The following is an 18,083-nucleotide window of genomic DNA, read 5'->3' on the forward strand; positions in this document are numbered from 1 at the left end:
TCGAGTTGGCGGAGGCCGGTTACGTCCCGGCGACCGGCGGACCGTCGACCGGGACCTACGACGCCCGCGGTCCCACGATCGCGAGCCCGCGAGCCCGGAGCAGCCGTGCGTCCGCGTCCAGCGCTGCGAGCAGGCGCTCGTGCGTGCCCACGATGTGCCGGTGGATGCTGTCCGCCGCCGCGTCGGCGTCCCGCGCCGCGAGCTGGTCGACGATCGTGCGGTGCTCCTCCCACGCCGTCCTCCGCGCGTCGGCGGTGCGCACCTCCAGCCAGCGGGTGCGGGCCAGCCGGGTCATCGCGGAGGAGACGGAGTCGGCGAAGAAGTGGTTGCCGCTGAGGGCGGCGAGCCGCACATGAAAGCCCGCGCCGGCGCCGACCGCGTCCTCGTCGCTGCGATCGGCGTCGTATGCGCCGAGGTCGTCGCGCAGTTCCCGCAGATCGTCGTCCGTGGCGCGCACCGCGCTCAGCCGTACGGCGGCGCTCTCCAGGGCGTCGCGCAGCTCGCTGAGCCTGGCGATCTCGCCGAGGTCGATGGGGGAGACCTCCCACCCGCGGCCGTCGCGCCGAACGAGCCCCTCCGCCTCCAGACGCATCAGGGCCGCACGGAGCGGGGTCCGCGAGGCCCCGAGCTCGGCTTCGAGCCCGCGCTCGGTGATGCGGGAGCCCGGCACCCGGTCCAGATCGAGGATCGCGGAGCGCAGGCGATCGTACACGTGCGGCTGCTCGGGCATCGGGCTCCTTCGTTGGTATACCAAGCCGGTATACCGTTAGGGTATACCGCATGAGCCGAGAAACACGAGAAGAGACCGGGCAGGCGACCAGAACCCCTCGACCGTGGCTCATGCTCGCCCTCGGCGTCGTCGGCCAGGCCAGCTCGACGGTGTTCGTCTCGACCCCGGCCTTCCTGATCCCGCTGCTGCACACCGAGCGCGGGCTGAGCCTCGCGCAGGCCGGGCTGCTCGCCTCCGCTCCCACCCTCGGGCTCGTGCTCGCCCTGATCCCCTGGGGCGCGCTGAGCGACCGGATCGGAGAGCGCTGGGTCATCGCGTCCGGCCTGGCCCTCACCGCTGCGGCGGCGGTCGCCGCCATGTTCGTCTCCTCATACATCGCACTCGGCGCACTGTTCCTGGTCGGCGGGATGGCCGCCGCGAGCCCGAACGCAGCGAGCGGCCGCGTGGTCATCGGCTGGTTCGCCAAGGAGCGCCGCGGCCTCGCGATGGGCATCCGGCAGATGTGCCAGCCGCTCGGTGTCGCGATCGCCGCGATCAGCGTCCCCCTGCTGGCGGCCTCCGGGGGCATCGCCGCAGCTCTGACCGTGCCCGCCGTGCTGTGCGGCGTCTCCGCCGTGCTGTGCGCCGTCGGGATCGTCGACCCGCCCCGCCCTCCCCGTGGCGCCGGCGAGGGGGAGGACACCCACCCGCAGGCCGCCTGGCGGCCGTACCGGGAGACCTCACTGCTCTGGCGCATCCACATGGTGTCGATGCTGCTGGTCGTGCCGCAGTTCACCGTCTCCACGTTCGGCCTGGTCTGGCTGGTAACCGAGCTTCACTTCACCTCGCTCGCCGCGGGTGTCGTCATCGCCGTGAGCCAATTCGCGGGCGCGCTCGGCCGGATCGGCATCGGAGTCGTGAGCGACCGCGTCGGCAGCCACCTGGTCCCGCTGCGCTGGGTCTCCGCCGCCGCAGTCGCGGTCATGCTGCTGATGGGCGCGGCGTCCGCGCTCGGCTCGGCGGCCGCGGCGGTGATCCTGATCGTCGCGGCCATCGTGACCGTCGCCGACAACGGCCTCGCCTACACGTCGGTCGCCGAGATAGCGGGACCGTTCTGGTCGGGCCGGGCGCTCGGCGCGCAGAACACCGGCCAGTTCCTGGCGGCTTCGGTCGTCGGCCCCGCCGTGGGCGCGCTGATCGGCTGGGTCGGCTTCCCGCTGGCGTTCGCCGCGGTCGCAGTCTGCCCGGCCGTGGCGACTCCGCTGGTGCCGCGCGACCGGGAGCTCGCCGTCGTCCCCGAATAGAATTCCCCCATGCGCATCGACATCGTCACGATCTTCCCGACCTTCTTCGATGTGCTCGACATCTCCCTGCTCGGCAAGGCGCGGCAGTCCGGCATCATCGCGCTCGGCGTCCACGACCTGCGCGACCACACCCACGACCGGCACCGCACCGTCGACGACACGCCGTACGGCGGCGGCGCGGGAATGGTGATGAAGCCGGAGCCGTGGGGGAGGCGCTGGACGCCGTGCTGGAGGGCTCCGACGATCCCATGCTGCTGTTCCCGTCGCCGGCCGGCGAGGTGTTCACCCAGGCGATGGCCCGCGAGCTCGCCACCGAGTCGCACCTGGTCTTCGGCTGCGGCCGTTACGAGGGCATCGACCAGCGGGTCTTCGACGAGTACGCCTCCCGGGCACGGGTGCGCCTGGTGAGCATCGGCGACTACGTGCTCAACGGCGGCGAGGTCGCCACGATGGCGATGATCGAGGCGGTCGGCCGGCTCATCCCCGGCGTCGTCGGCAACCCCGAGAGCCTCGTGCAGGAGTCGCACGAGGACGGCCTCCTCGAGTACCCGTCGTACACGAAGCCCGCCGAGTGGCGCGGCCACGAAGTCCCGCCGATCCTGCTCTCCGGCAACCACGGCGCGATCGAGACCTGGCGCCGCGAGCAGTCGCTCGCGCGCACCGCCCGCGTCCGCCCCGACCTCCTCCCGTAGCTGTCCGCGGAGTACGCGAATCGTGTGCGTACTCGAGCGTCTTCGCCTGATTTCGGGCGTACTCGGCGGTTGCTACGGCGCGCTGAGGACGACGGGGCCGGAGTCGGTGATGGCGACGGTGTGCTCGGAGTGGGCGCCGCGCGAGCCGTCGGCGGAGCGGAGCGTCCAACCGTCGGGGTCGGTGAAGATCTTGTCGGTGGACTCCAGGAACCACGGCTCGATCGCGATCACGAGCCCCGGACGCAGCGGGAAGCCGCGGCCGGCGCGGCCGTCGTTCGGGATGTGCGGGTCGCCGTGCATCGTCCGGCCGACGCCGTGGCCGCCGAACTGCGTGTTCACCGAGTAGCCCTCGCCGTGCGCTACGGCCGCGATCGCCGCCGAGATGTCGCCCACGCGCCCGCCGGGCTGAGCCGCCGCGATCCCTGCTGCGAGCGCCCGGCGTGTCGTATCGATGAGCCGGAGGTCCTCGTCCCGCGCCGAGCCGACCACGAGGCTGACCGCCGAGTCGGCCACCCAGCCGTCGACGCTGGCGGCGAAGTCCAGACTGAGCAGGTCGCCGTCGCGGAGCCGGTAGTCGTGGGGGAGACCGTGCAGGACGGCGTCGTTGACCGAGGTGCAGATGACCTTGCCGAATGGGCTCGCGCCGAACGACGGGTGGTAGTCGATGTAGCACGACTCCGCGCCGCGGCGGCGGATCAGCTCGTGAGCGATCCGGTCGAGCTCCAGGAGGTTGACGCCGACATCCGCGGCCGCAGCGGTCTCGGCGAGGACCTCGGCGACGAACCGGCCGGCCGGCCGCATCTGCTCGATCTCGGCAGGTGTCCTCAACTCGATCACGGGGTGTCCTCATCTCTGGCGGGGGTGCGTCCAGTCTTCCATGCGGCGTGCCGTTCAGTCCGCCGTGGGCGAACCCCTAGCCACCGCACAGCCGCGCGAGGTTACGCTGGTCGCGTGTTCATCCGCAAGGCCTTCTACTGGTGGCTCTTCCCGTCCGCCGTGGTGCTGCCCGTCTGGCTGCTGATCGGCTGGGCCGCTTTCCACCAGGGCAGCGGCTGGACGTTCCTCGGGCTGCTCGTGCTGTGCCCGATCCTCTTCGTCGCGCTGCTCGCGATCGGCGGCGTCGTGATGGCCCGCAAGAGTGTCAGGGAGACCCGCGCGGTCTCCTGGTACGACACCGGTCTGCTCGCCGGCTGGAGCGCCTCCATCATCGCCTTCGGGTTCTTCCCGCCCGGGGCCACGGGGTGGCTAGCTGTGCTCGGCGTGCTGTTCTTCCTGGCACTGTTCTGGGTCGGACTGTGGGAGCTGGTGACCGAGACGCGCGAGCGGGTCGCCGTCACTTTCGCCGCGTACCAGCGCGCCGCCCAGCCGCAGCAGGTCCCGGGGCCGTCCAGCCCGGTGGTGGACGACGCGGACGTCATCATCATCGAGGAGCATCGCGAGGACTGAGCCTGCGCACCGGGACCGCGCCGCGCTTTGGCAATAGGGCCCCGCGCGTGGCAGAATGGTTGTTCGTGCCGCCGCCCGGCTCTGCCGCAGGGGAGCCAGCAATTCACGCGTGCACACCCCAATCGAATCCCGGCCGTTCGCCCGTGTGCTGAGTGCATCCGGCAGCGGCCCCGAATCCGTCCCCGACCTGCCGGCGGGTACAGAGAGCGAACAGCAATGCACATCCTCGATCAGGTGGACGCCGCGTCCCTCAAGTCGGACATCCCCTCGTTCCGTGCCGGCGACACCGTCAAGGTGCACGTCAACATCATCGAGGGCACCCGCTCTCGTATCCAGGTCTTCCAGGGCGTCGTGATCGGCCGCTCGGGCGAAGGCGTCCGCGAGACCTTCACGGTCCGCAAGGTCAGCTTCCAGGTCGGCGTCGAGCGCACCTTCCCGGTGCACTCGCCGGTCATCGACCACATCGAGGTCGTCACCCGCGGTGACGTCCGACGCGCCAAGCTGTACTACCTCCGCGAGCTGCGCGGCAAGAAGGCGAAGATCAAGGAGAAGCGCGAGAACTGAGCGTTTCGCGCGCGACTCTTCCTGAGCTCCCGGTCCTACACTGGACCGGGAGCTCAGGCGGTTAACGAGCCAGGCAGGGTGGATGACGGACGAGACACTGCCCACGCGGCCCGAACGCGTGGCGCGGGGAGAGAGCGGCAGGCGCAGCGGCCTGCGGTTCCTGCGGGACGTGGCCGTCGTCGTGGTGATCGCGCTGCTCGTGGCCTTCCTGGTGAAGACGTTCGTGGTGCGCTCGTTCTACATCCCGTCGGGGTCGATGGAGAACACCCTCCAGATCAACGACAAGATCCTGGTCAACGAGCTGCAGCCGTCGCTGTTCCCGCTGAGCCGAGGCGATGTCGTGGTGTTCCGGGACCCGGGCGGCTGGCTCCCGAAGACGCCGCCGGTCGCCCGCAACCCAGTGGCCCAAGCGGCGGACACCGCGCTGACGTTCGTCGGGCTGTCCGCCTCCGACAGCGACGACCACCTCGTGAAGAGGCTCATCGGACTCCCGGGCGATCACGTGGTGTGCTGCGACGCGGCGGGCAGGATCACCGTCGACGGAGTCACGATCAACGAGCCGTACATCGTGATCCCCGCCGGCCAGAAGAACGCGGCGACACTCGCCTTCGACGTGACGGTCCCGAAGGGCCGCATCTGGGTGATGGGCGACAACCGCTACGACTCGCAGGACTCCTCCCGCAACCAGGCGCTCCCCGGCCACGGCTTCGTGCCGCTCGACCACGTCGTCGGGCGGGCCTCCGTGATCAGCTGGCCGGTCAGCAGATGGACGTGGCTGACGGACTATCCTGAAGTCTTCCGAGGCGTGGAGGAGAAGAAGGAATGATGACCCCGGTCTCGCCCTCGCTGCGCTTCGAGAAGGCGCTCTACCGCGACGGCGTCACCTCGATCGTGGCCGTCGACGAGGTCGGCCGAGGCGCCCTTGCCGGCCCGGTGGCGGTCGGCATGGTGGTCATCGACACCGCGGTCAGGCGCATCCCGCCGGGACTTCGCGACTCCAAGCTGCTGCCCGAGCCCGTGCGCGAAGCGCTCGAGCCCGCCTGCCGGCGCTGGTCGCTGTTCCACGCCGTGGGGATGGCCTCCGCCGAGGAGGTCGACTCGCTCGGCATCATGCGCTGCCTGGGTCTCGCCGGCGCCCGTGCCCTCGCGATGCTGGAGGACCAGGGCGCGCAGGTGCGGGACAGCACGATGATCCTGGACGGCAACTACGACTACCTCAGTCCCGCGCTGATGCGCCCGGCGCGCGTCGTGACGCGGATCAAGGCCGATCGCGACTGCGCGTCGGTGGCCGCGGCCTCCGTCATCGCGAAGGTGCACCGCGACCGGCTGATGATCGGCCACGATGTGGACTACCCCGGCTACGGCTGGGTGAGCAACAAGGGCTACTCGACCCCGGAGCACTTCGCGGCGATCGCCGAACTCGGACCGAGCGCCCTGCACCGGCTGACCTGGCTGAAGGACCTCGCGACGCTCGACATGCCGAGCTGAGGCGGCACGGCTAGACTTGTCGAACGATGGATGAGGACGAGTTCGACGACTACGACCGCGAGGTCGAGCTGGCTTTGTATCGCGAATACCGGGACGTCGTCTCGCAGTTCAAGTACGTGATCGAGACCGAGCGCCGCTTTTACCTCGCGAACGAGGTGGAGTTCGTGCGCCGTGACACGGAGCACGACTTCTATTTCGAGCTGACGATGAACGACGTCTGGGTGTGGGATGTCTACCGCGCCGACCGGTTCGTGAAGTCCGTGCGCGTGCTGACGTTCAAGGATGTGAACATCGAAGAGCTCTCGAGCAAGGAGTTCGAGCTCCCGAAGGAGCTGGCGCTCGACGAGTGAGATCGTCCGGTTCCTCCTGCACAACGCAGTGAGCTGACGACTTCTCCACAGATTTCGCCCCACCCGGTTCTGCCCGGCCCCCTCCGACCACGCTGGTCGTGGGAGGACACATGGCAGAGAAAGACCGTTTGGGTCGCCGCGGCGAGGCCGTGGCGGCGGACTGGCTGGAGGCGCAGGGCTACGCGATCGTGGGCCGCAACTGGCGCTGCGCGAGCGGGGAGCTCGATCTGATCGCACGCCTCGGGCGGGTGATCGCATTCGTCGAGGTCAAGACGCGCAGCTCGGTCGCGTTCGGGCACCCCTTCGAGGCGATCACGCCCGAGAAGGCCGCGCGTCTGCGCCGCCTGGCGGCGGAGTGGTGCCGCGCGAACGGGCCGGTCCGGGGCGAGACGCGGATCGATGCGATCGCGGTGCTGGACGCGTGGAGCGCGACCCCGTCGGTGGAGCACCGGGCGGGGGTGGCGTGATGGCGCTCGCACGTACGTTCGCCGTCGCGCTGACCGGGATGCGCGGCGACATCGTGGAGGTGGAGGCCGACATCTCGGCCGGACTGCCCGCCTTCGTGCTCATCGGGTTGCCCGACGCGGCGCTCGGCGAGTCCCGCAAGCGGGTCTCCGCGGCGGCGGCCAACGCCGGATGCGCACTCACGCAGCGCAAGCTGACCGTGAATCTGTCGCCGGCCTCCCTGCGGAAGCAGGAGCTCCGGCTTCGACCTCGCTATCGCGGTGGCCGCGCTGGCGGCCTCCGGCGAGGTCCCCGCCGAGTCGGCCGCCCGGGCCGTCCACGTCGGCGAGCTCGGCCTCGACGGCCGGCTGCGTCCGGTCCCCGGCGTGCTGCCGGTCGTGCTGGCCGCCCGGAACGCCGGTTTCGCGCGCGTCCTGGTCCCGACCGCGAACGCCGAGGAGGCCTCCCTGGTCGACGGCGTCGAGGTGGTTCCGGTGGTCGGCCTGCGCGCCGCCGCGATCGTTCACGGCGCCGAACTGGACCCGATCGAGCAGACCCCGGTCGCGCTGCCCGACGACATCGGCCCGGTCGAAGAGGAACCTGACATGGCGGACGTGGCCGGCAACGACGACGCGGTCGACGCGTTCGTCGCCGCGGCCGCGGGAGGCCACAACGTGTCGATGATCGGGCCGCCCGGAGCGGGAAAGACCATGCTGGCGCGGCGTTTGCCGTCCCTGCTGCCCGACCTGACCACCGAGCAGGCCCTGGAGACGACCTCCATCCGCTCCCTGTCGGGCCGCGGCGTAGGCGGCGGATTGGTCCTGCGGCCGCCGTTCGAAGCCCCGCACCACACCGCGTCGTCCGCGGCTCTCGTCGGCGGCGGCAGCGGACGGCTGGTCCCGGGAGCGATCGCCCGGGCGTCGAACGGCGTGCTGTTCCTGGACGAGGCGGGGGAGTTCCAGCCGAACGTCCTGGACGCCCTGCGCCAGCCGTTGGAGTCCGGTTCCATCGCCGTCGACCGGGCGGCCGGAAGCGCGACGTTCCCCGCGCGCTTCCAGCTCGTGCTCGCCTCCAACCCGTGCCCGTGCGGTCGCTACGGCTCAGCCGACGAGGAGTGCTCGTGCACCCCGCCGCCCGCCGCCGATACCTCGCGCGGCTCTCGGGCCCGCTCCTCGACCGCGTCGACATCCGCCTCACCGTGCGGCGCCTGGGCTTGGGTGCGCTGCGAACCGCGTCCGACGGCACCGCCCCGTCGCGCACGAGCAGGGACCTCCGGCGGACCGTCGAACGCGCCCGCGCCGTCGCTCGCGAACGCCTGCGCGGCACCGGCTGGACGACCAACTCCCAGGCCGCAGGAACCTGGCTCAGAGCCCCTGAACGCCAGATCGGCGCGTCGGCCCGCGCCGGCCTCGACCGCTCCCTGGAACGCGGCGCCCTCACGATGCGCGGCTACGACCGTGCCCTCCGCCTCGCCTGGACCCTCGCCGACATCGACGGCGCCGGGAGCCCGAGCGCCGAGCACGTGGCGCGGGCCCTGTATCTGAGACGGGGTGCGTTCGCATGAGGAGAAGCTGGGTCGATCTCATCCGCGAGGAGCGCGACCACCCCGAGCGCGAGCGCGAACGGCGGTGCGGCGGGTGCGCGGTGTGGCGGCTGGCGGCCGGGGCGGTCGAGACGGAACGGAAACGAGAGCTCGGGGCGGATGCTGTCGACGGGCAGAGGGTTGTCGACGGGCAGGGCGCTGTCGCGGCGCGCTGGGCTGGAGAGGACCACGACCGCGTGAGGCCACCGGCCTCTCCGAAGGAATTCCGGCCGGATCCGCCCGCACCCGCGCCCAGCGTCCCCGGGAGCATCCGATGAGCGACGGCATGTTCCCCGGGCTGACATCCAGGGAGGTCGCTTCCGTCGTCGGCAGGGTCGCCCCGGGCATCGACTATCCGGACGAGCCGTCGATGGTCGCGGCGGCGGCGCGGGCGGCCCTGTCGTCCGCGATCGAGCCGGGCGACACCGACGCCGCGCTGCTGGTGGGCGCGTTGGGCGCACTGCCGACCCTTCGCGCCGTGATCGGCGACACCGTCGCCGCAGTCCGTGAGTGCCGCGCTGCGGGACGCCGGCCCGCCGGCCCTTCTGCCGATCGACCGGCTCCGGGATGCCCTCGACCGCTGGCGCGGGCGGCTCCCGCGTGTGCCGCTCCACACCCCGCTGGAGCGCGCCGGCCGCCTCGGCGCCCGGCTAGTGACGCCGGAGCACCCGACCTGGCCCGCCGCCCTCGACAGCCTGGAGCTCGGCGCGCCCCTCACTCTCTGGGTGCGCGGCGACCCGGCTCGACTGGCCAGGCTCTCGCGCTCCATCGCGCTGGTCGGCGCACGCGCCGCCACCGGTTACGGCGAGCACGTCGCGCTGGAGAGCGCGGCCGGGCTCAGCGACCGCGGCTTCGCGATCGTGTCGGGAGGTGCATACGGCGTCGACGCCGCCGCCCATCGGGCGGCGCTGTCGAGCGGGCAGGTCACTGTCGCGTTCCTGGCCGGAGGCGTGGACCGCCTGTACCCGGCCGGGAACGACGACCTCCTGCGGCGCATCGCCCGCACCGGCCTGCTGCTGGCGGAGCTGCCCCCGGGCTCGACCCCGACACGCTGGCGCTTCCTGATGCGCAACCGCCTGATCGCCGCCGCGAGCGATGCGACGGTCGTCGTGGAGGCCGGCGCCCGCTCCGGCTCCCTGAACACGGCCGGCCACGCCGCCCAGCTCGGCCGCCCTCTGGGAGCCGTGCCCGGCCCGATCACCTCGCCGGCGTCCACGGGCTGCCACCGCCTCATCCGTGAGTACGGCGCGATCTGCGTCACCAGCCCGGACGAGATGGCGGAACTGGCCGAGCCGCTCGGGGCGCGACTCGACGGTGAGGAGCCCGGCGGCGAAGCGGGGCGTGTGCCCGGTGACCGCGGATGACGCGCGGACGGCCGCCACCGAAGGCCGTGCGAGGAAGCGGGCGAGGAGCGGGTGACGCACGGACGACCGCCACCGAGGGCCGCGCGACGGAGCAGGCGGGGAGCGGTGCGGCGCGGGGCGAGTGCGCTCGAATCGACCCCAGACGGTGCGTCCCCGGCGCTGTCACGGCGGCGATGACGGATGCTGGGGGAGTGAACCTCCGGCTCGCCGTCGACGGCTACCTGCGCCACCTGGCGGTGGAGCGCGGGTACTCGGCGCAGACGGTGCGGGCCTACCGCTCCGACCTCGCGCAGTTCGAACGATTCGCCGAAGGGCGGGGTGCGACCAGCACGGATGCGCTCACGCTCGACCTGTTCCGGGACTGGCTGTGGGAGGGTTCGAAACAACACCTCGCGAAGTCGACGCTGGCGCGCCGGTCGGCTGCGGTGCGCGGATTCAGCGCGTGGACCGCCAGGAGCGGGCGGCTCGACGCGACCTCGCCGGTTACGACGACGGCGCCGGCCGCGGCGACCGCGCCGGTCGTGACGACCGTTTCGCTGCCCGCCGCCGATCCCGCCGCGCGCCTGCGTGCGCCGAAGGCCGACAAGCATCTACCGCGGGTCATCAGCCGCCCGCAGATGGACGCGTTGCTCGATGTGCTCTCGGCACGAGCGGAAGACGGCGATCCGGGGGCGATTCGGGATGTCGCGGTCATCGAGCTTCTCTACGCGGCCGGGATCCGGGTCAGCGAACTCACGGGCCTGGACGTCGACGACGTGGATGTCGAGCGGCTGACGCTGCGAGTCGTCGGGAAGGGGAACAAGGAGCGGGTGGTCCCGTTCGGGGTACCGGCGCTGCGTGCGGTTCGACGCTACCTCCAGGTGGCTCGGCCCGCGCTCGCCGCAGAGGGCTCGGGGCCCGCGCTGCTGCTCGGCGCCCGGGGCGGCCGCCTCGGCACGCGCGCGGTCTACCAGCTCGTGGCTTCGCTGCTCGCGGACCTTCCCGGCGGCGGACCAGCCGGACCCCACACGCTCCGGCACACCGCGGCGACCCACCTGCTCGACGGGGGCGCCGACCTGCGCGCGGTCCAGGAGATCCTCGGGCACGCGAGCCTGGGGACCACCCAGATCTACACCCACGTCTCCACCGAGCGACTCAAGGAGACCTACCGCATCGCCCACCCCCGCGCCTGACCGACGCCGCGCAGGGGACCCGAAACGGCTCCCCGGCGGCAACCGAGGAGACGGCCGCGCCGAATGCGCCGCCCGGGCAGTGCCGCTGAGGCGGCCACATCCCCGCGCAGCGGCAGCAGCACCGCCCGCGGCGGCCGCTCGAAGAACAGCAGCGGCGACACGTAGTCGCCGTCGACGCGGACGCCCACGTGCAGACAGACACCCGAGCAGTGCGCGCCCTCGCCGACGACGCCGAGCACCATCCCGCGCGTCACCGGGTCGCCGACAGCCAGACCAGCCGCCACGACGGGCTCGTAGGACGAGAGCACACCCGACCCGTGGTCCAGGGTGAGCACCGGCCGGTCCACGACCACCCCCACGAAGTGGACCGTCGCGTCCGAGGGGGCGGCCACGATCGCGCCGGACAGCGCCGCTAGGTCGATCCCGCGGTGCCCGGCGGCGTACGGCGACGGCGGGGCCTCGTACGCCCGGACGACGCGGAGCGGGGCGAGCGGCCACGACCAGCGCGGCGCGACCCGCGGGGCTTCGGACGAGATCGCAGCGGACGAGACGCCGCCCTCCGCCATCGGGCCGGGGATCCCGCCGGCCGACGGAGCCACGGCGACAAGACCGCCCGACACCGCGACCAGCACTGCGACGACGACACCGTCCCTCGCCGCCCTCGACCGACTCCTCATTCTCGATCACCCCCGGGATCCAGCCTCCGCCAGTGGCCGCCTTCCCACCCGCACCCCGACCGAATCCGTGCAGAACCGTCTCCGACGCCCACCCTGTGCAGGACTCTTATGCACTCGAACGAGTCGGCGTACCGTGACCAGCGCACATTCCGCCGTCCTCCACAGGGGCGGCGCCCGGGTCGAGGAGGGGTCTCATGTCCGATCAGCGCAGCACCGGAGCAGAGCGGGAGGACGAGCACGTTCCCCAGCCCACCGCGGCCATGCGGCGGAGAGTCGTCGGACTCGCCACCGCCGCGGCGATCGGCGGCTTCCTGTTCGGTTTCGACTCCTCGGTCATCAACGGAGCGGTCGACTCGATCCAGCACAACTTCTCTCTCAACGCGTTCGTCACCGGATTCATCGTCGCCATCGCCCTGCTCGGCTGCGCGGTCGGCGCGTACTTCGCGGGCCGGCTCGCCGACCGGTGGGGCCGCATCCGGGTGATGCTCATCGGCGCGGTCCTGTTCCTCGCCAGCTCGATCGGGGCCGGCCTTTCGGTCTCCGTCTGGGATCTCGGATTCTGGCGCATCATCGGCGGTCTCGGCATCGGCATCGCGTCGGTCGTCGCGCCGGCGTACATCGCGGAGATCGCCCCCAAGCAGCGCCGGGGCGGCCTCGCCCTCGCTGCAGCAGCTCGCCATCACGATCGGTATCTTCGTGGCGCTGCTGTCCGACGCGCTGCTCGCCGGAGCGGCGGGCGCCGCGGCCAACCAGCTCTGGTTCGGGCTGGAGGCCTGGCGGTGGATGTTCCTCGTCGGCGTGATCCCGTCTGTCGTCTACGGCATCCTGGCGCTGATCCTGCCCGAGTCGCCGCGCTACCTGCTCTCCACCGGCCGGCACGACGAGGCGCGGGAGATCTTCGCGACGCTCGTCCCGGAAGAGGACGTCGACCGGCAGGTGCGGGACATCGAGCAGGCCATCGAGGAGGACAAGGACGCCGCGAAGGGCACCCTCCGCGGCAACCGGTTCGGCCTGAAACCCATCGTCTGGATCGGCATCATCCTGTCCGTGTTCCAGCAGTTCGTCGGCATCAACGTGATCTTCTACTACTCGACGACGCTCTGGAAAGCGGTCGGGTTCACCGAGAGCAACTCCCTGCTCATCACCGTGATCACCTCGATCACGAACGTGGTCGTGACCGTTGTGGCGATCCTGCTGGTGGACCGGGTCGGCCGGCGTCCCATCCTGCTCACCGGGTCGGTGGGTATGGCGGTCTCCCTCGCGGTGATGGCGCTGGCGTTCAGCTTCGCCCACAAGTCGGCGGGCGCCGTCACCCTCCCGAGCCCGTGGGGGCCGATCGCGCTGATCGCGGCGAACATCTTCGTGATCTGCTTCGGCGCCTCCTGGGGCCCACTGGTCTGGGTGCTGCTGGGCGAGATCTTCCCGCCGCGCATCCGCGGCGCCGCCCTCGGTGTGGCGGCCTCCGCGCAGTGGATCGCGAACTTCCTCGTCACGGTCTCCTTCCCGCCGATGTCGGACTTCTCGCTGCCGTTCACGTACGGGATGTACGCGGTCTTCGCCGCCCTGTCCTTCTTCTTCGTCTTCTTCAAGGTGCCGGAGACGAACGGGATGGCGCTGGAGCACGCCGAGACGCTGTTCGCCAACGCCGGACGCAGCCGCGGCCCGCAGGTGCGTTCGTCGGGGGACACGGTCCCGCGGCCCTGAGTCCCGGCTGACGCGGCATGCTCGCGCCGACGGGGCACGCGGGCCGGCCGAGGCCCGCTTCCTGATAGGATGTCCAATGCACTCCGCACGTCGGAGTGACTACGCGTGTCCGGAACACCCCCGCAAAGGGTGTGCGCTTCTCCACCGGTCTCCCGCTCATCCATCACGGTCCTCCGTGCGGAAGCGCGGGTGCGGGGAGGCGCGGGGCACCAGGAGCGGCGGCCGACCGGCTGCCGCTGGACAACCGAGAGTCGCGTCCCCGCCGTGAGGCCGGGCGCGCAAGAACAGGAGAACGGCAAATGGCCGTCGTCACCATGCGCCAGCTGCTCGACAGCGGAGTCCACTTCGGACACCAGACCCGCCGCTGGAACCCGAAGATGAAGCGCTTCATCCTCACCGAGCGCTCGGGCAGCTACATCATCGACCTGCAGCAGTCGCTCGCCTACATCGACAAGACGTACGAGTTCGTGCGCGAGACCGTCGCCCACGGCGGCACCATCCTCTTCGTCGGCACCAAGAAGCAGGCGCAGCAGGCGATCGCCGAGCAGGCGACCCGCGTGGGCCAGCCCTACGTGAACCAGCGCTGGCTGGGCGGTCTGCTGACCAACTTCCAGACCGTCTCCAAGCGCCTCGCCCGCATGAAGGAGCTCGAGGAGCTCGACTTCGAGGGCACCACCAGCGGCTTCACCAAGAAGGAGCTGCTGATCAAGAAGCGCGAGCTGGACAAGCTCCACAAGTCGCTCGGCGGCATCCGGAACCTGTCCAAGACCCCGAGCGCCATCTGGGTGGTGGACACCAAGAAGGAGCACCTCGCGATCGACGAGGCGAAGAAGCTGGGCATCCCGGTCATCGCCATCCTCGACACGAACTGCGACCCGGACGAGGTCCAGTACCCGATCCCGGGCAACGACGACGCCATCCGCTCCGTCACGCTCCTCACCCGCATCGTCGCCGACGCCGCGGCCGAGGGCCTCATCCAGCGTCACCAGAAGCCGGAAGAGGGCGCCGAGCCGGCCGAGCCGCTCGCCGAGTGGGAGCAGGAGCTCCTCGCCCAGCCGCAGGACGAGGTCCAGGCGAGCGCCGAGACCGAGAAGGCCGCCGACGCCGACCTCGCCGAGGCCAAGGCGGACTCCGCCGAGGTCGTCGCAGAGGGCGAGGCGGACGCTGAGGCCGAGGTCGTGGCGCCGGGCGAGGCCGAGGCCGACGCCGACGCCGACGCCAAGTAACCACACTCACCAAACTTCGAGTCAGAAGGTTCCACTCAGAACATGGCAAACATCAGCATCGCTGACATCAAGGCCCTGCGCGAGCAGCTCGGCACCGGCATGGTCGACACCAAGAAGGCCCTCGAGGAGGCCGGTGGCGACATCGAGAAGGCGACCGAGATCCTCCGTCTCAAGGGCGCCAAGGGCAACGCGAAGCGTGCCGACCGCTCCACCTCCGAGGGCCTCGTGGCCGCGAAGGAGAACGGCAACGGCACCGCGACGATGATCGAGCTCGCCTGCGAGACCGACTTCGTCGCCAAGGGCGACAAGTTCATCGCCCTCGCCGACAAGGTGCTCGACGCGGCCGCCGCCGCGGGCGCCACCACCGTCGAGGAGGCGCTGGCCGCCCCCGCCGGGTCGCAGACCGTCGCCGAGCTCATCGGTGACGAGGCCGCGATCCTCGGCGAGAAGGTCGAGCTCCGCCGCATCGCCGTCGTCTCGGGCGAGAACTTCGCGATCTACCTGCACAAGACCTCCAAGGACCTGCCCCCGCAGGTCGGCGTGGTCGTCGGCTACGCCGGCGCCGACGCGGAGACCGCCCGCAGCATCGCGCAGCACATCTCGTTCGCGAACCCGACCTACCTCACCCGCGAGGACGTCCCGGCCGAAGAGGTCGAGAACGAGCGTCGCATCGTCGAGGAGATCTCGCGCAACGAGGGCAAGCCGGAGGCCGCGCTGCCGAAGATCATCGAGGGTCGCCTCGGCGCCTACTTCAAGCAGGTCGCGCTGCTCGAGCAGGAGTACGCCCGCGACAACAAGCAGAACATCGCCCAGGTCCTCAAGGACTCGGGTCTGATCGTCTCGGGCTTCGCCCGCTTCAAGGTCGGCGCCTGACCCAGGCATGAAGGAGTCCGGATCGTGAATCACGATCCGGACTCCTTTCTGTGCCCGCCGCGCCTGTTCAGGCGCTGAGGCACGCACTAGCGTTAACGAAACACACGGAAGGACTCCTACACACATGACGGCAGCCACTCACAGACGCAGGGTCCTTCTGAAACTCTCCGGCGAGGCGTTCGGCGGCGGCCAGCTCGGGGTGAACCCGGACATCGTCAGCAGCATCGCGCGCGAGATCGCCCAGGCGGCGAAGGACGTCGAGATCGCGATCGTGGTCGGCGGAGGCAACTTCTTCCGCGGTGCAGAGCTCTCGCAGCGGGGCATGGACCGCGGTCGCGCCGACTACATGGGCATGCTCGGCACGGTCATGAACTCGCTGGCCCTGCAGGACTTCCTGGAGCAGGCCGGAGCGGAGACACGCGTGCAGTCCGCGATCGAGATGACGCAGGTCGCCGAGCCCTACATCCCGCGCCGCGCCGAGCGCCACCTCGAGAAGGGCCGCGTCGTCATCTTCGGCGCCGGCGCCGGCCTGCCGTACTTCTCGACCGACACCGTCGCCGCCCAGCGTGCCCTGGAGATCAGCGCCGATGTCGTGCTGGTCGCGAAGAACGGCGTGGACGGCATGTACGACTCCGACCCGCGCACCAACCCGGACGCCCGCAAGATCGACCAGATCAGCCACCAGGACGCTCTGCAGCAGGGTCTCAAGGCTGTGGACTCCACCGCGCTGAGCCTCTGCATGGACAACGGGATGCCGATGCGCATCTTCGGCATCGAGCCGGCCGGCAATGTCACCGCCGCGCTGCTCGGCGCCGAGATCGGCACCTTGCTCGGCTGATCGAGCCCGGCGGGGCGTTTCGCCCTGCGCGGGGTGCTCCGCGGCCTGGCCCTAGACTAGACAACGACTCATCGATCTGAAGGAGAAACCGTGATCGCGGATGTGATTTCCGACGCCCGCCAGCGCATGGCCAAGACCGTGGACGCGGCGAGGGACGACTTCGGCACGGTGAGCGCGGGGCGCGCGAACCCCGCCCTCTTCCAGAGGGTGCTCGTGGACTATTACGGCTCGCCGACGCCGCTGGCCCAGCTCGCCGGCCTGCAGAACCCGGAGGCCCGGGTGCTGCTGGTGACGCCCTACGACAAGTCCGCTCTCAAGGACATCGAGAAGGCGATCGTCAACATGCCGAACCTGTCGGCGAACGTCGGCAACGACGGCGAGATCGTGCGCGTCACCCTGCCCGAGCTGACCGAGGACCGCCGCAAGGAGTTCGTCAAGATCGTCCGCGGCAAGGGCGAGGACGCCAAGGTCGCCATCCGCAACATCCGCCGCAAGGCGAAGGACGACCTCGACGCGCTCAAGGGCGAGGTCGGCGACGACGAGGTGGCCCGCGGCGAGAAGGAGCTCGAGGCCCTCACGCGCACCAATGTCGACGCGGTCGACGAGGCCCTCAAGCGCAAGGAAGCCGAGCTTCTCGAGGTCTAGATGAGCGAGGGGAGCAGCCCCGGCGCACCTCGAACGCCGGCGTCGGGCAGAAGGGGAAGGCTGCGGCGCGTGCCGAGCTGCGCGCGCAGGTGCAGGCGACCCGCGCCGACTTCGAACGGCAGGTGCTCGCGCGCAAGGCGCAGCTCGACGCGACCAACGAGCGGATCGCAGCGCGGACCGGACGCAATCTGATCCTCGCGATCCTGATCGGGCTCGTCGCCGGCGCCCTGCTCGTGCTGAGCCTGATCTTCATCAAGGAGCTGTTCCTCGTCTTCGGCGCCGCGATCATCGGATTCGCCGCCTTCGAGCTCACTCAGGCGTTCCGCGGAGCCGGGCGGCGCGTGCCGCGCACCCTCGCTGATCGCTTCGCTCGCGATCGTGCCCGCGACGTTCTGGTTCCACGCCGGCGGCCAGCTCGTCGCGCTGGCGTCGGGCATCGTGCTGGTCGTCGTCTGGCGGCTGGTCGAAGAGGCCGCACTGCCGGCGAAACGCGCCGGGGGACTGGCGCTCACCCGCGACCTGGCGTGGAGCGTGCTCGTGCAGATGTACGTCACCCTGCTCGGCTCGTTCGCCATCCTGCTGCTGGCCGAGAACGGCGGCGAGTGGTGGGTGCTCGGCTTCCTGATCGTGGTCGTCGCCGTCGACACGGGCGCGTACGCGAGCGGGCTGTCCTTCGGCCGGCACCCGATGGCGCCGACCATCAGTCCCAAGAAGACCTGGGAGGGCTTCGCCGGGGCCGCCGTCGCGGCGATCGTCGCCGGCGTGCTGATCTCGCTGTTCATGATCCAGCAGCCGTGGTGGTTCGGGGTGATCTTCGGCGTCGTCGCGCTGCTGACGGCGACCGCAGGCGACCTCGCCGAGTCGCTCATCAAGCGCGATCTGGGCATCAAGGACATGAGCTCCTGGCTGCCAGGCCACGGCGGATTCCTCGACCGGCTGGACTCGATCCTGCCGTCCGCGGCGGCCACCTACGTGCTGTTCCTCATCTTCTCCTGACACAATGGG

19 protein-coding genes and 4 pseudogenes are annotated in these 18,083 nt (G+C 70.9%); 18 read left to right on the plus strand and 5 right to left on the minus strand.

The annotated features are described in order from the left end of the window. Nucleotides 1-55: 55 nt before the first annotated feature. The gene (locus ACRAWC_RS02160; protein ID WP_431346280.1) at nucleotides 56-730 is read right to left on the minus strand and encodes a GntR family transcriptional regulator; all 675 of its coding nucleotides are present in this window, start codon (nucleotides 728-730) and stop codon (nucleotides 56-58) included. A gap of 50 nt (nucleotides 731-780) precedes the next feature. Here ACRAWC_RS02160 and ACRAWC_RS02165 point away from each other — a divergent pair, with 50 nt between their 5' ends. Together ACRAWC_RS02165 and trmD are read left to right on the plus strand one after the other, a co-directional pair. After that, nucleotides 781-2,013 carry an MFS transporter gene (locus tag ACRAWC_RS02165; protein WP_431346281.1) on the plus strand — a complete coding sequence of 411 codons (1,233 nt, stop codon included), beginning with the start codon at nucleotides 781-783 and terminating at the stop codon, nucleotides 2,011-2,013. Nucleotides 2,014-2,022: 9 nt separating this feature from the next. Continuing rightward, a pseudogene (gene trmD / locus ACRAWC_RS02170) lies at nucleotides 2,023-2,705 on the plus strand (tRNA (guanosine(37)-N1)-methyltransferase TrmD). A gap of 72 nt (nucleotides 2,706-2,777) precedes the next feature. Here the strand turns inward: trmD and map are convergent. After that, on the minus strand, nucleotides 2,778-3,542 hold the full coding sequence (map, locus tag ACRAWC_RS02175) for a type I methionyl aminopeptidase (protein WP_431346282.1): 765 nt from the start codon (nucleotides 3,540-3,542) through the stop codon (nucleotides 2,778-2,780). A gap of 114 nt (nucleotides 3,543-3,656) precedes the next feature. Here map and ACRAWC_RS02180 point away from each other — a divergent pair, with 114 nt between their 5' ends. From ACRAWC_RS02180 to ACRAWC_RS02215, 8 genes and pseudogenes are all read left to right on the plus strand, one after another. Beyond that, on the plus strand, nucleotides 3,657-4,151 hold the full coding sequence (locus ACRAWC_RS02180; protein WP_431346283.1) for a hypothetical protein: 495 nt from the start codon (nucleotides 3,657-3,659) through the stop codon (nucleotides 4,149-4,151). Between the two features lie 216 nt (nucleotides 4,152-4,367). Further along, nucleotides 4,368-4,715: a 50S ribosomal protein L19 gene (gene rplS / locus ACRAWC_RS02185; RefSeq protein WP_431346284.1), complete on the plus strand. Its 348-nt coding sequence runs from the start codon at nucleotides 4,368-4,370 to the stop codon at nucleotides 4,713-4,715. Between the two features lie 82 nt (nucleotides 4,716-4,797). Beyond that, nucleotides 4,798-5,541 carry a signal peptidase I gene (lepB, locus tag ACRAWC_RS02190; RefSeq protein WP_431346285.1) on the plus strand — a complete coding sequence of 248 codons (744 nt, stop codon included), beginning with the start codon at nucleotides 4,798-4,800 and terminating at the stop codon, nucleotides 5,539-5,541. Beyond that, a complete protein-coding gene (locus ACRAWC_RS02195) occupies nucleotides 5,541-6,203 on the plus strand; it encodes a ribonuclease HII (protein ID WP_431346569.1) in 663 nt (220 codons plus the stop codon). The genes lepB and ACRAWC_RS02195 overlap by 1 nt, the downstream gene beginning before the upstream one ends. A gap of 26 nt (nucleotides 6,204-6,229) precedes the next feature. Continuing rightward, a complete protein-coding gene (locus ACRAWC_RS02200; protein WP_018190696.1) occupies nucleotides 6,230-6,553 on the plus strand; it encodes a DUF2469 family protein in 324 nt (107 codons plus the stop codon). A gap of 110 nt (nucleotides 6,554-6,663) precedes the next feature. Next, a complete protein-coding gene (locus ACRAWC_RS02205) occupies nucleotides 6,664-7,020 on the plus strand; it encodes a YraN family protein (RefSeq protein ID WP_431346286.1) in 357 nt (118 codons plus the stop codon). A gap of 38 nt (nucleotides 7,021-7,058) precedes the next feature. Beyond that, nucleotides 7,059-7,190 (plus strand): annotated as a pseudogene (locus ACRAWC_RS02210) (magnesium chelatase domain-containing protein); the annotation flags it as partial. A 48-nt stretch (nucleotides 7,191-7,238) separates the two neighbouring features. Next, nucleotides 7,239-8,558, plus strand: a pseudogene (locus ACRAWC_RS02215) (ATP-binding protein); the annotation flags it as partial. A 372-nt stretch (nucleotides 8,559-8,930) separates the two neighbouring features. On the opposite strand, the gene ACRAWC_RS02220 reads toward ACRAWC_RS02215, so the two are convergent. Further along, nucleotides 8,931-9,071 carry a hypothetical protein gene (locus tag ACRAWC_RS02220; RefSeq protein WP_431346287.1) on the minus strand — a complete coding sequence of 47 codons (141 nt, stop codon included), beginning with the start codon at nucleotides 9,069-9,071 and terminating at the stop codon, nucleotides 8,931-8,933. A gap of 14 nt (nucleotides 9,072-9,085) precedes the next feature. Here ACRAWC_RS02220 and dprA point away from each other — a divergent pair, with 14 nt between their 5' ends. Together dprA and ACRAWC_RS02230 are read left to right on the plus strand one after the other, a co-directional pair. Then, on the plus strand, nucleotides 9,086-9,943 hold the full coding sequence (dprA, locus tag ACRAWC_RS02225; protein WP_431346288.1) for a DNA-processing protein DprA: 858 nt from the start codon (nucleotides 9,086-9,088) through the stop codon (nucleotides 9,941-9,943). 191 nt (nucleotides 9,944-10,134) lie between these two features. After that, nucleotides 10,135-11,115 (plus strand): tyrosine recombinase XerC, encoded by a 981-nt coding sequence (locus ACRAWC_RS02230; RefSeq protein ID WP_431346289.1) that lies wholly within the window; start codon nucleotides 10,135-10,137, stop codon nucleotides 11,113-11,115. On the opposite strand, the gene ACRAWC_RS02235 is transcribed toward ACRAWC_RS02230, so the two are convergent. Next, nucleotides 11,088-11,792, minus strand: a complete 705-nt coding sequence (locus ACRAWC_RS02235) for a M23 family metallopeptidase (protein ID WP_431346290.1) — start codon at nucleotides 11,790-11,792, stop codon at nucleotides 11,088-11,090. The two genes, ACRAWC_RS02230 and ACRAWC_RS02235, sit on opposite strands and share 28 nt — an antisense overlap. Before the next feature lie 201 nt (nucleotides 11,793-11,993). Here ACRAWC_RS02235 and ACRAWC_RS02240 point away from each other — a divergent pair. The 5 genes and pseudogenes from ACRAWC_RS02240 to frr form a co-directional block, all read left to right on the plus strand. After that, nucleotides 11,994-13,496: pseudogene (locus ACRAWC_RS02240) on the plus strand (sugar porter family MFS transporter); the annotation flags it as partial. A 299-nt stretch (nucleotides 13,497-13,795) separates the two neighbouring features. Then, the gene (gene rpsB / locus ACRAWC_RS02245; protein WP_431346291.1) at nucleotides 13,796-14,722 is read left to right on the plus strand and encodes a 30S ribosomal protein S2; all 927 of its coding nucleotides are present in this window, start codon (nucleotides 13,796-13,798) and stop codon (nucleotides 14,720-14,722) included. Between the two features lie 42 nt (nucleotides 14,723-14,764). Further along, nucleotides 14,765-15,595, plus strand: a complete 831-nt coding sequence (gene tsf / locus ACRAWC_RS02250) for a translation elongation factor Ts (RefSeq protein WP_431346292.1) — start codon at nucleotides 14,765-14,767, stop codon at nucleotides 15,593-15,595. Between the two features lie 124 nt (nucleotides 15,596-15,719). Further along, nucleotides 15,720-16,433, plus strand: a complete 714-nt coding sequence (gene pyrH / locus ACRAWC_RS02255) for a UMP kinase (RefSeq protein ID WP_431346293.1) — start codon at nucleotides 15,720-15,722, stop codon at nucleotides 16,431-16,433. 90 nt (nucleotides 16,434-16,523) lie between these two features. Next, entirely contained in the window at nucleotides 16,524-17,078 is a 555-nt protein-coding gene (frr, locus tag ACRAWC_RS02260; RefSeq protein ID WP_431346294.1) for a ribosome recycling factor, read from the plus strand. Here frr and ACRAWC_RS02265 read toward each other — a convergent pair. After that, nucleotides 17,075-17,515, minus strand: coding sequence for a hypothetical protein (locus ACRAWC_RS02265; RefSeq protein WP_431346295.1), 441 nt, complete (start codon nucleotides 17,513-17,515; stop codon nucleotides 17,075-17,077). The two genes, frr and ACRAWC_RS02265, sit on opposite strands and share 4 nt — an antisense overlap. Here ACRAWC_RS02265 and ACRAWC_RS02270 point away from each other — a divergent pair. Then, on the plus strand, nucleotides 17,457-18,074 hold the full coding sequence (locus ACRAWC_RS02270; RefSeq protein ID WP_431346296.1) for a phosphatidate cytidylyltransferase: 618 nt from the start codon (nucleotides 17,457-17,459) through the stop codon (nucleotides 18,072-18,074). The two genes, ACRAWC_RS02265 and ACRAWC_RS02270, sit on opposite strands and share 59 nt — an antisense overlap. Nucleotides 18,075-18,083: the final 9 nt, after the last annotated feature.

The sequence above is a fragment of the Leifsonia sp. L25 genome (assembly GCF_050632895.1).

Bases quoted from the DNA above. Each gene is read 5' to 3' on its own strand.
- rplS (WP_431346284.1), top strand. From the start codon at position 4,368: ATGCACATCCTCGATCAGGTGGACGCCGCGTCCCTCAAGTCGGACATC.
- tsf (WP_431346292.1), top strand. From the start codon at position 14,765: ATGGCAAACATCAGCATCGCTGACATCAAGGCCCTGCGCGAGCAGCTC.
- ACRAWC_RS02200 (WP_018190696.1), top strand. From the start codon at position 6,230: ATGGATGAGGACGAGTTCGACGACTACGACCGCGAGGTCGAGCTGGCT.
- ACRAWC_RS02160 (WP_431346280.1), bottom strand. From the start codon at position 730: ATGCCCGAGCAGCCGCACGTGTACGATCGCCTGCGCTCCGCGATCCTC.
- rpsB (WP_431346291.1), top strand. From the start codon at position 13,796: ATGGCCGTCGTCACCATGCGCCAGCTGCTCGACAGCGGAGTCCACTTC.
- ACRAWC_RS02235 (WP_431346290.1), bottom strand. From the start codon at position 11,792: ATGAGGAGTCGGTCGAGGGCGGCGAGGGACGGTGTCGTCGTCGCAGTG.
- ACRAWC_RS02205 (WP_431346286.1), top strand. From the start codon at position 6,664: ATGGCAGAGAAAGACCGTTTGGGTCGCCGCGGCGAGGCCGTGGCGGCG.
- ACRAWC_RS02195 (WP_431346569.1), top strand. From the start codon at position 5,541: ATGACCCCGGTCTCGCCCTCGCTGCGCTTCGAGAAGGCGCTCTACCGC.
- pyrH (WP_431346293.1), top strand. From the start codon at position 15,720: ATGACGGCAGCCACTCACAGACGCAGGGTCCTTCTGAAACTCTCCGGC.
- ACRAWC_RS02165 (WP_431346281.1), top strand. From the start codon at position 781: ATGAGCCGAGAAACACGAGAAGAGACCGGGCAGGCGACCAGAACCCCT.
- lepB (WP_431346285.1), top strand. From the start codon at position 4,798: ATGACGGACGAGACACTGCCCACGCGGCCCGAACGCGTGGCGCGGGGA.
- ACRAWC_RS02265 (WP_431346295.1), bottom strand. From the start codon at position 17,515: ATGCCCGACGCCAGCGCGACGAGCTGGCCGCCGGCGTGGAACCAGAAC.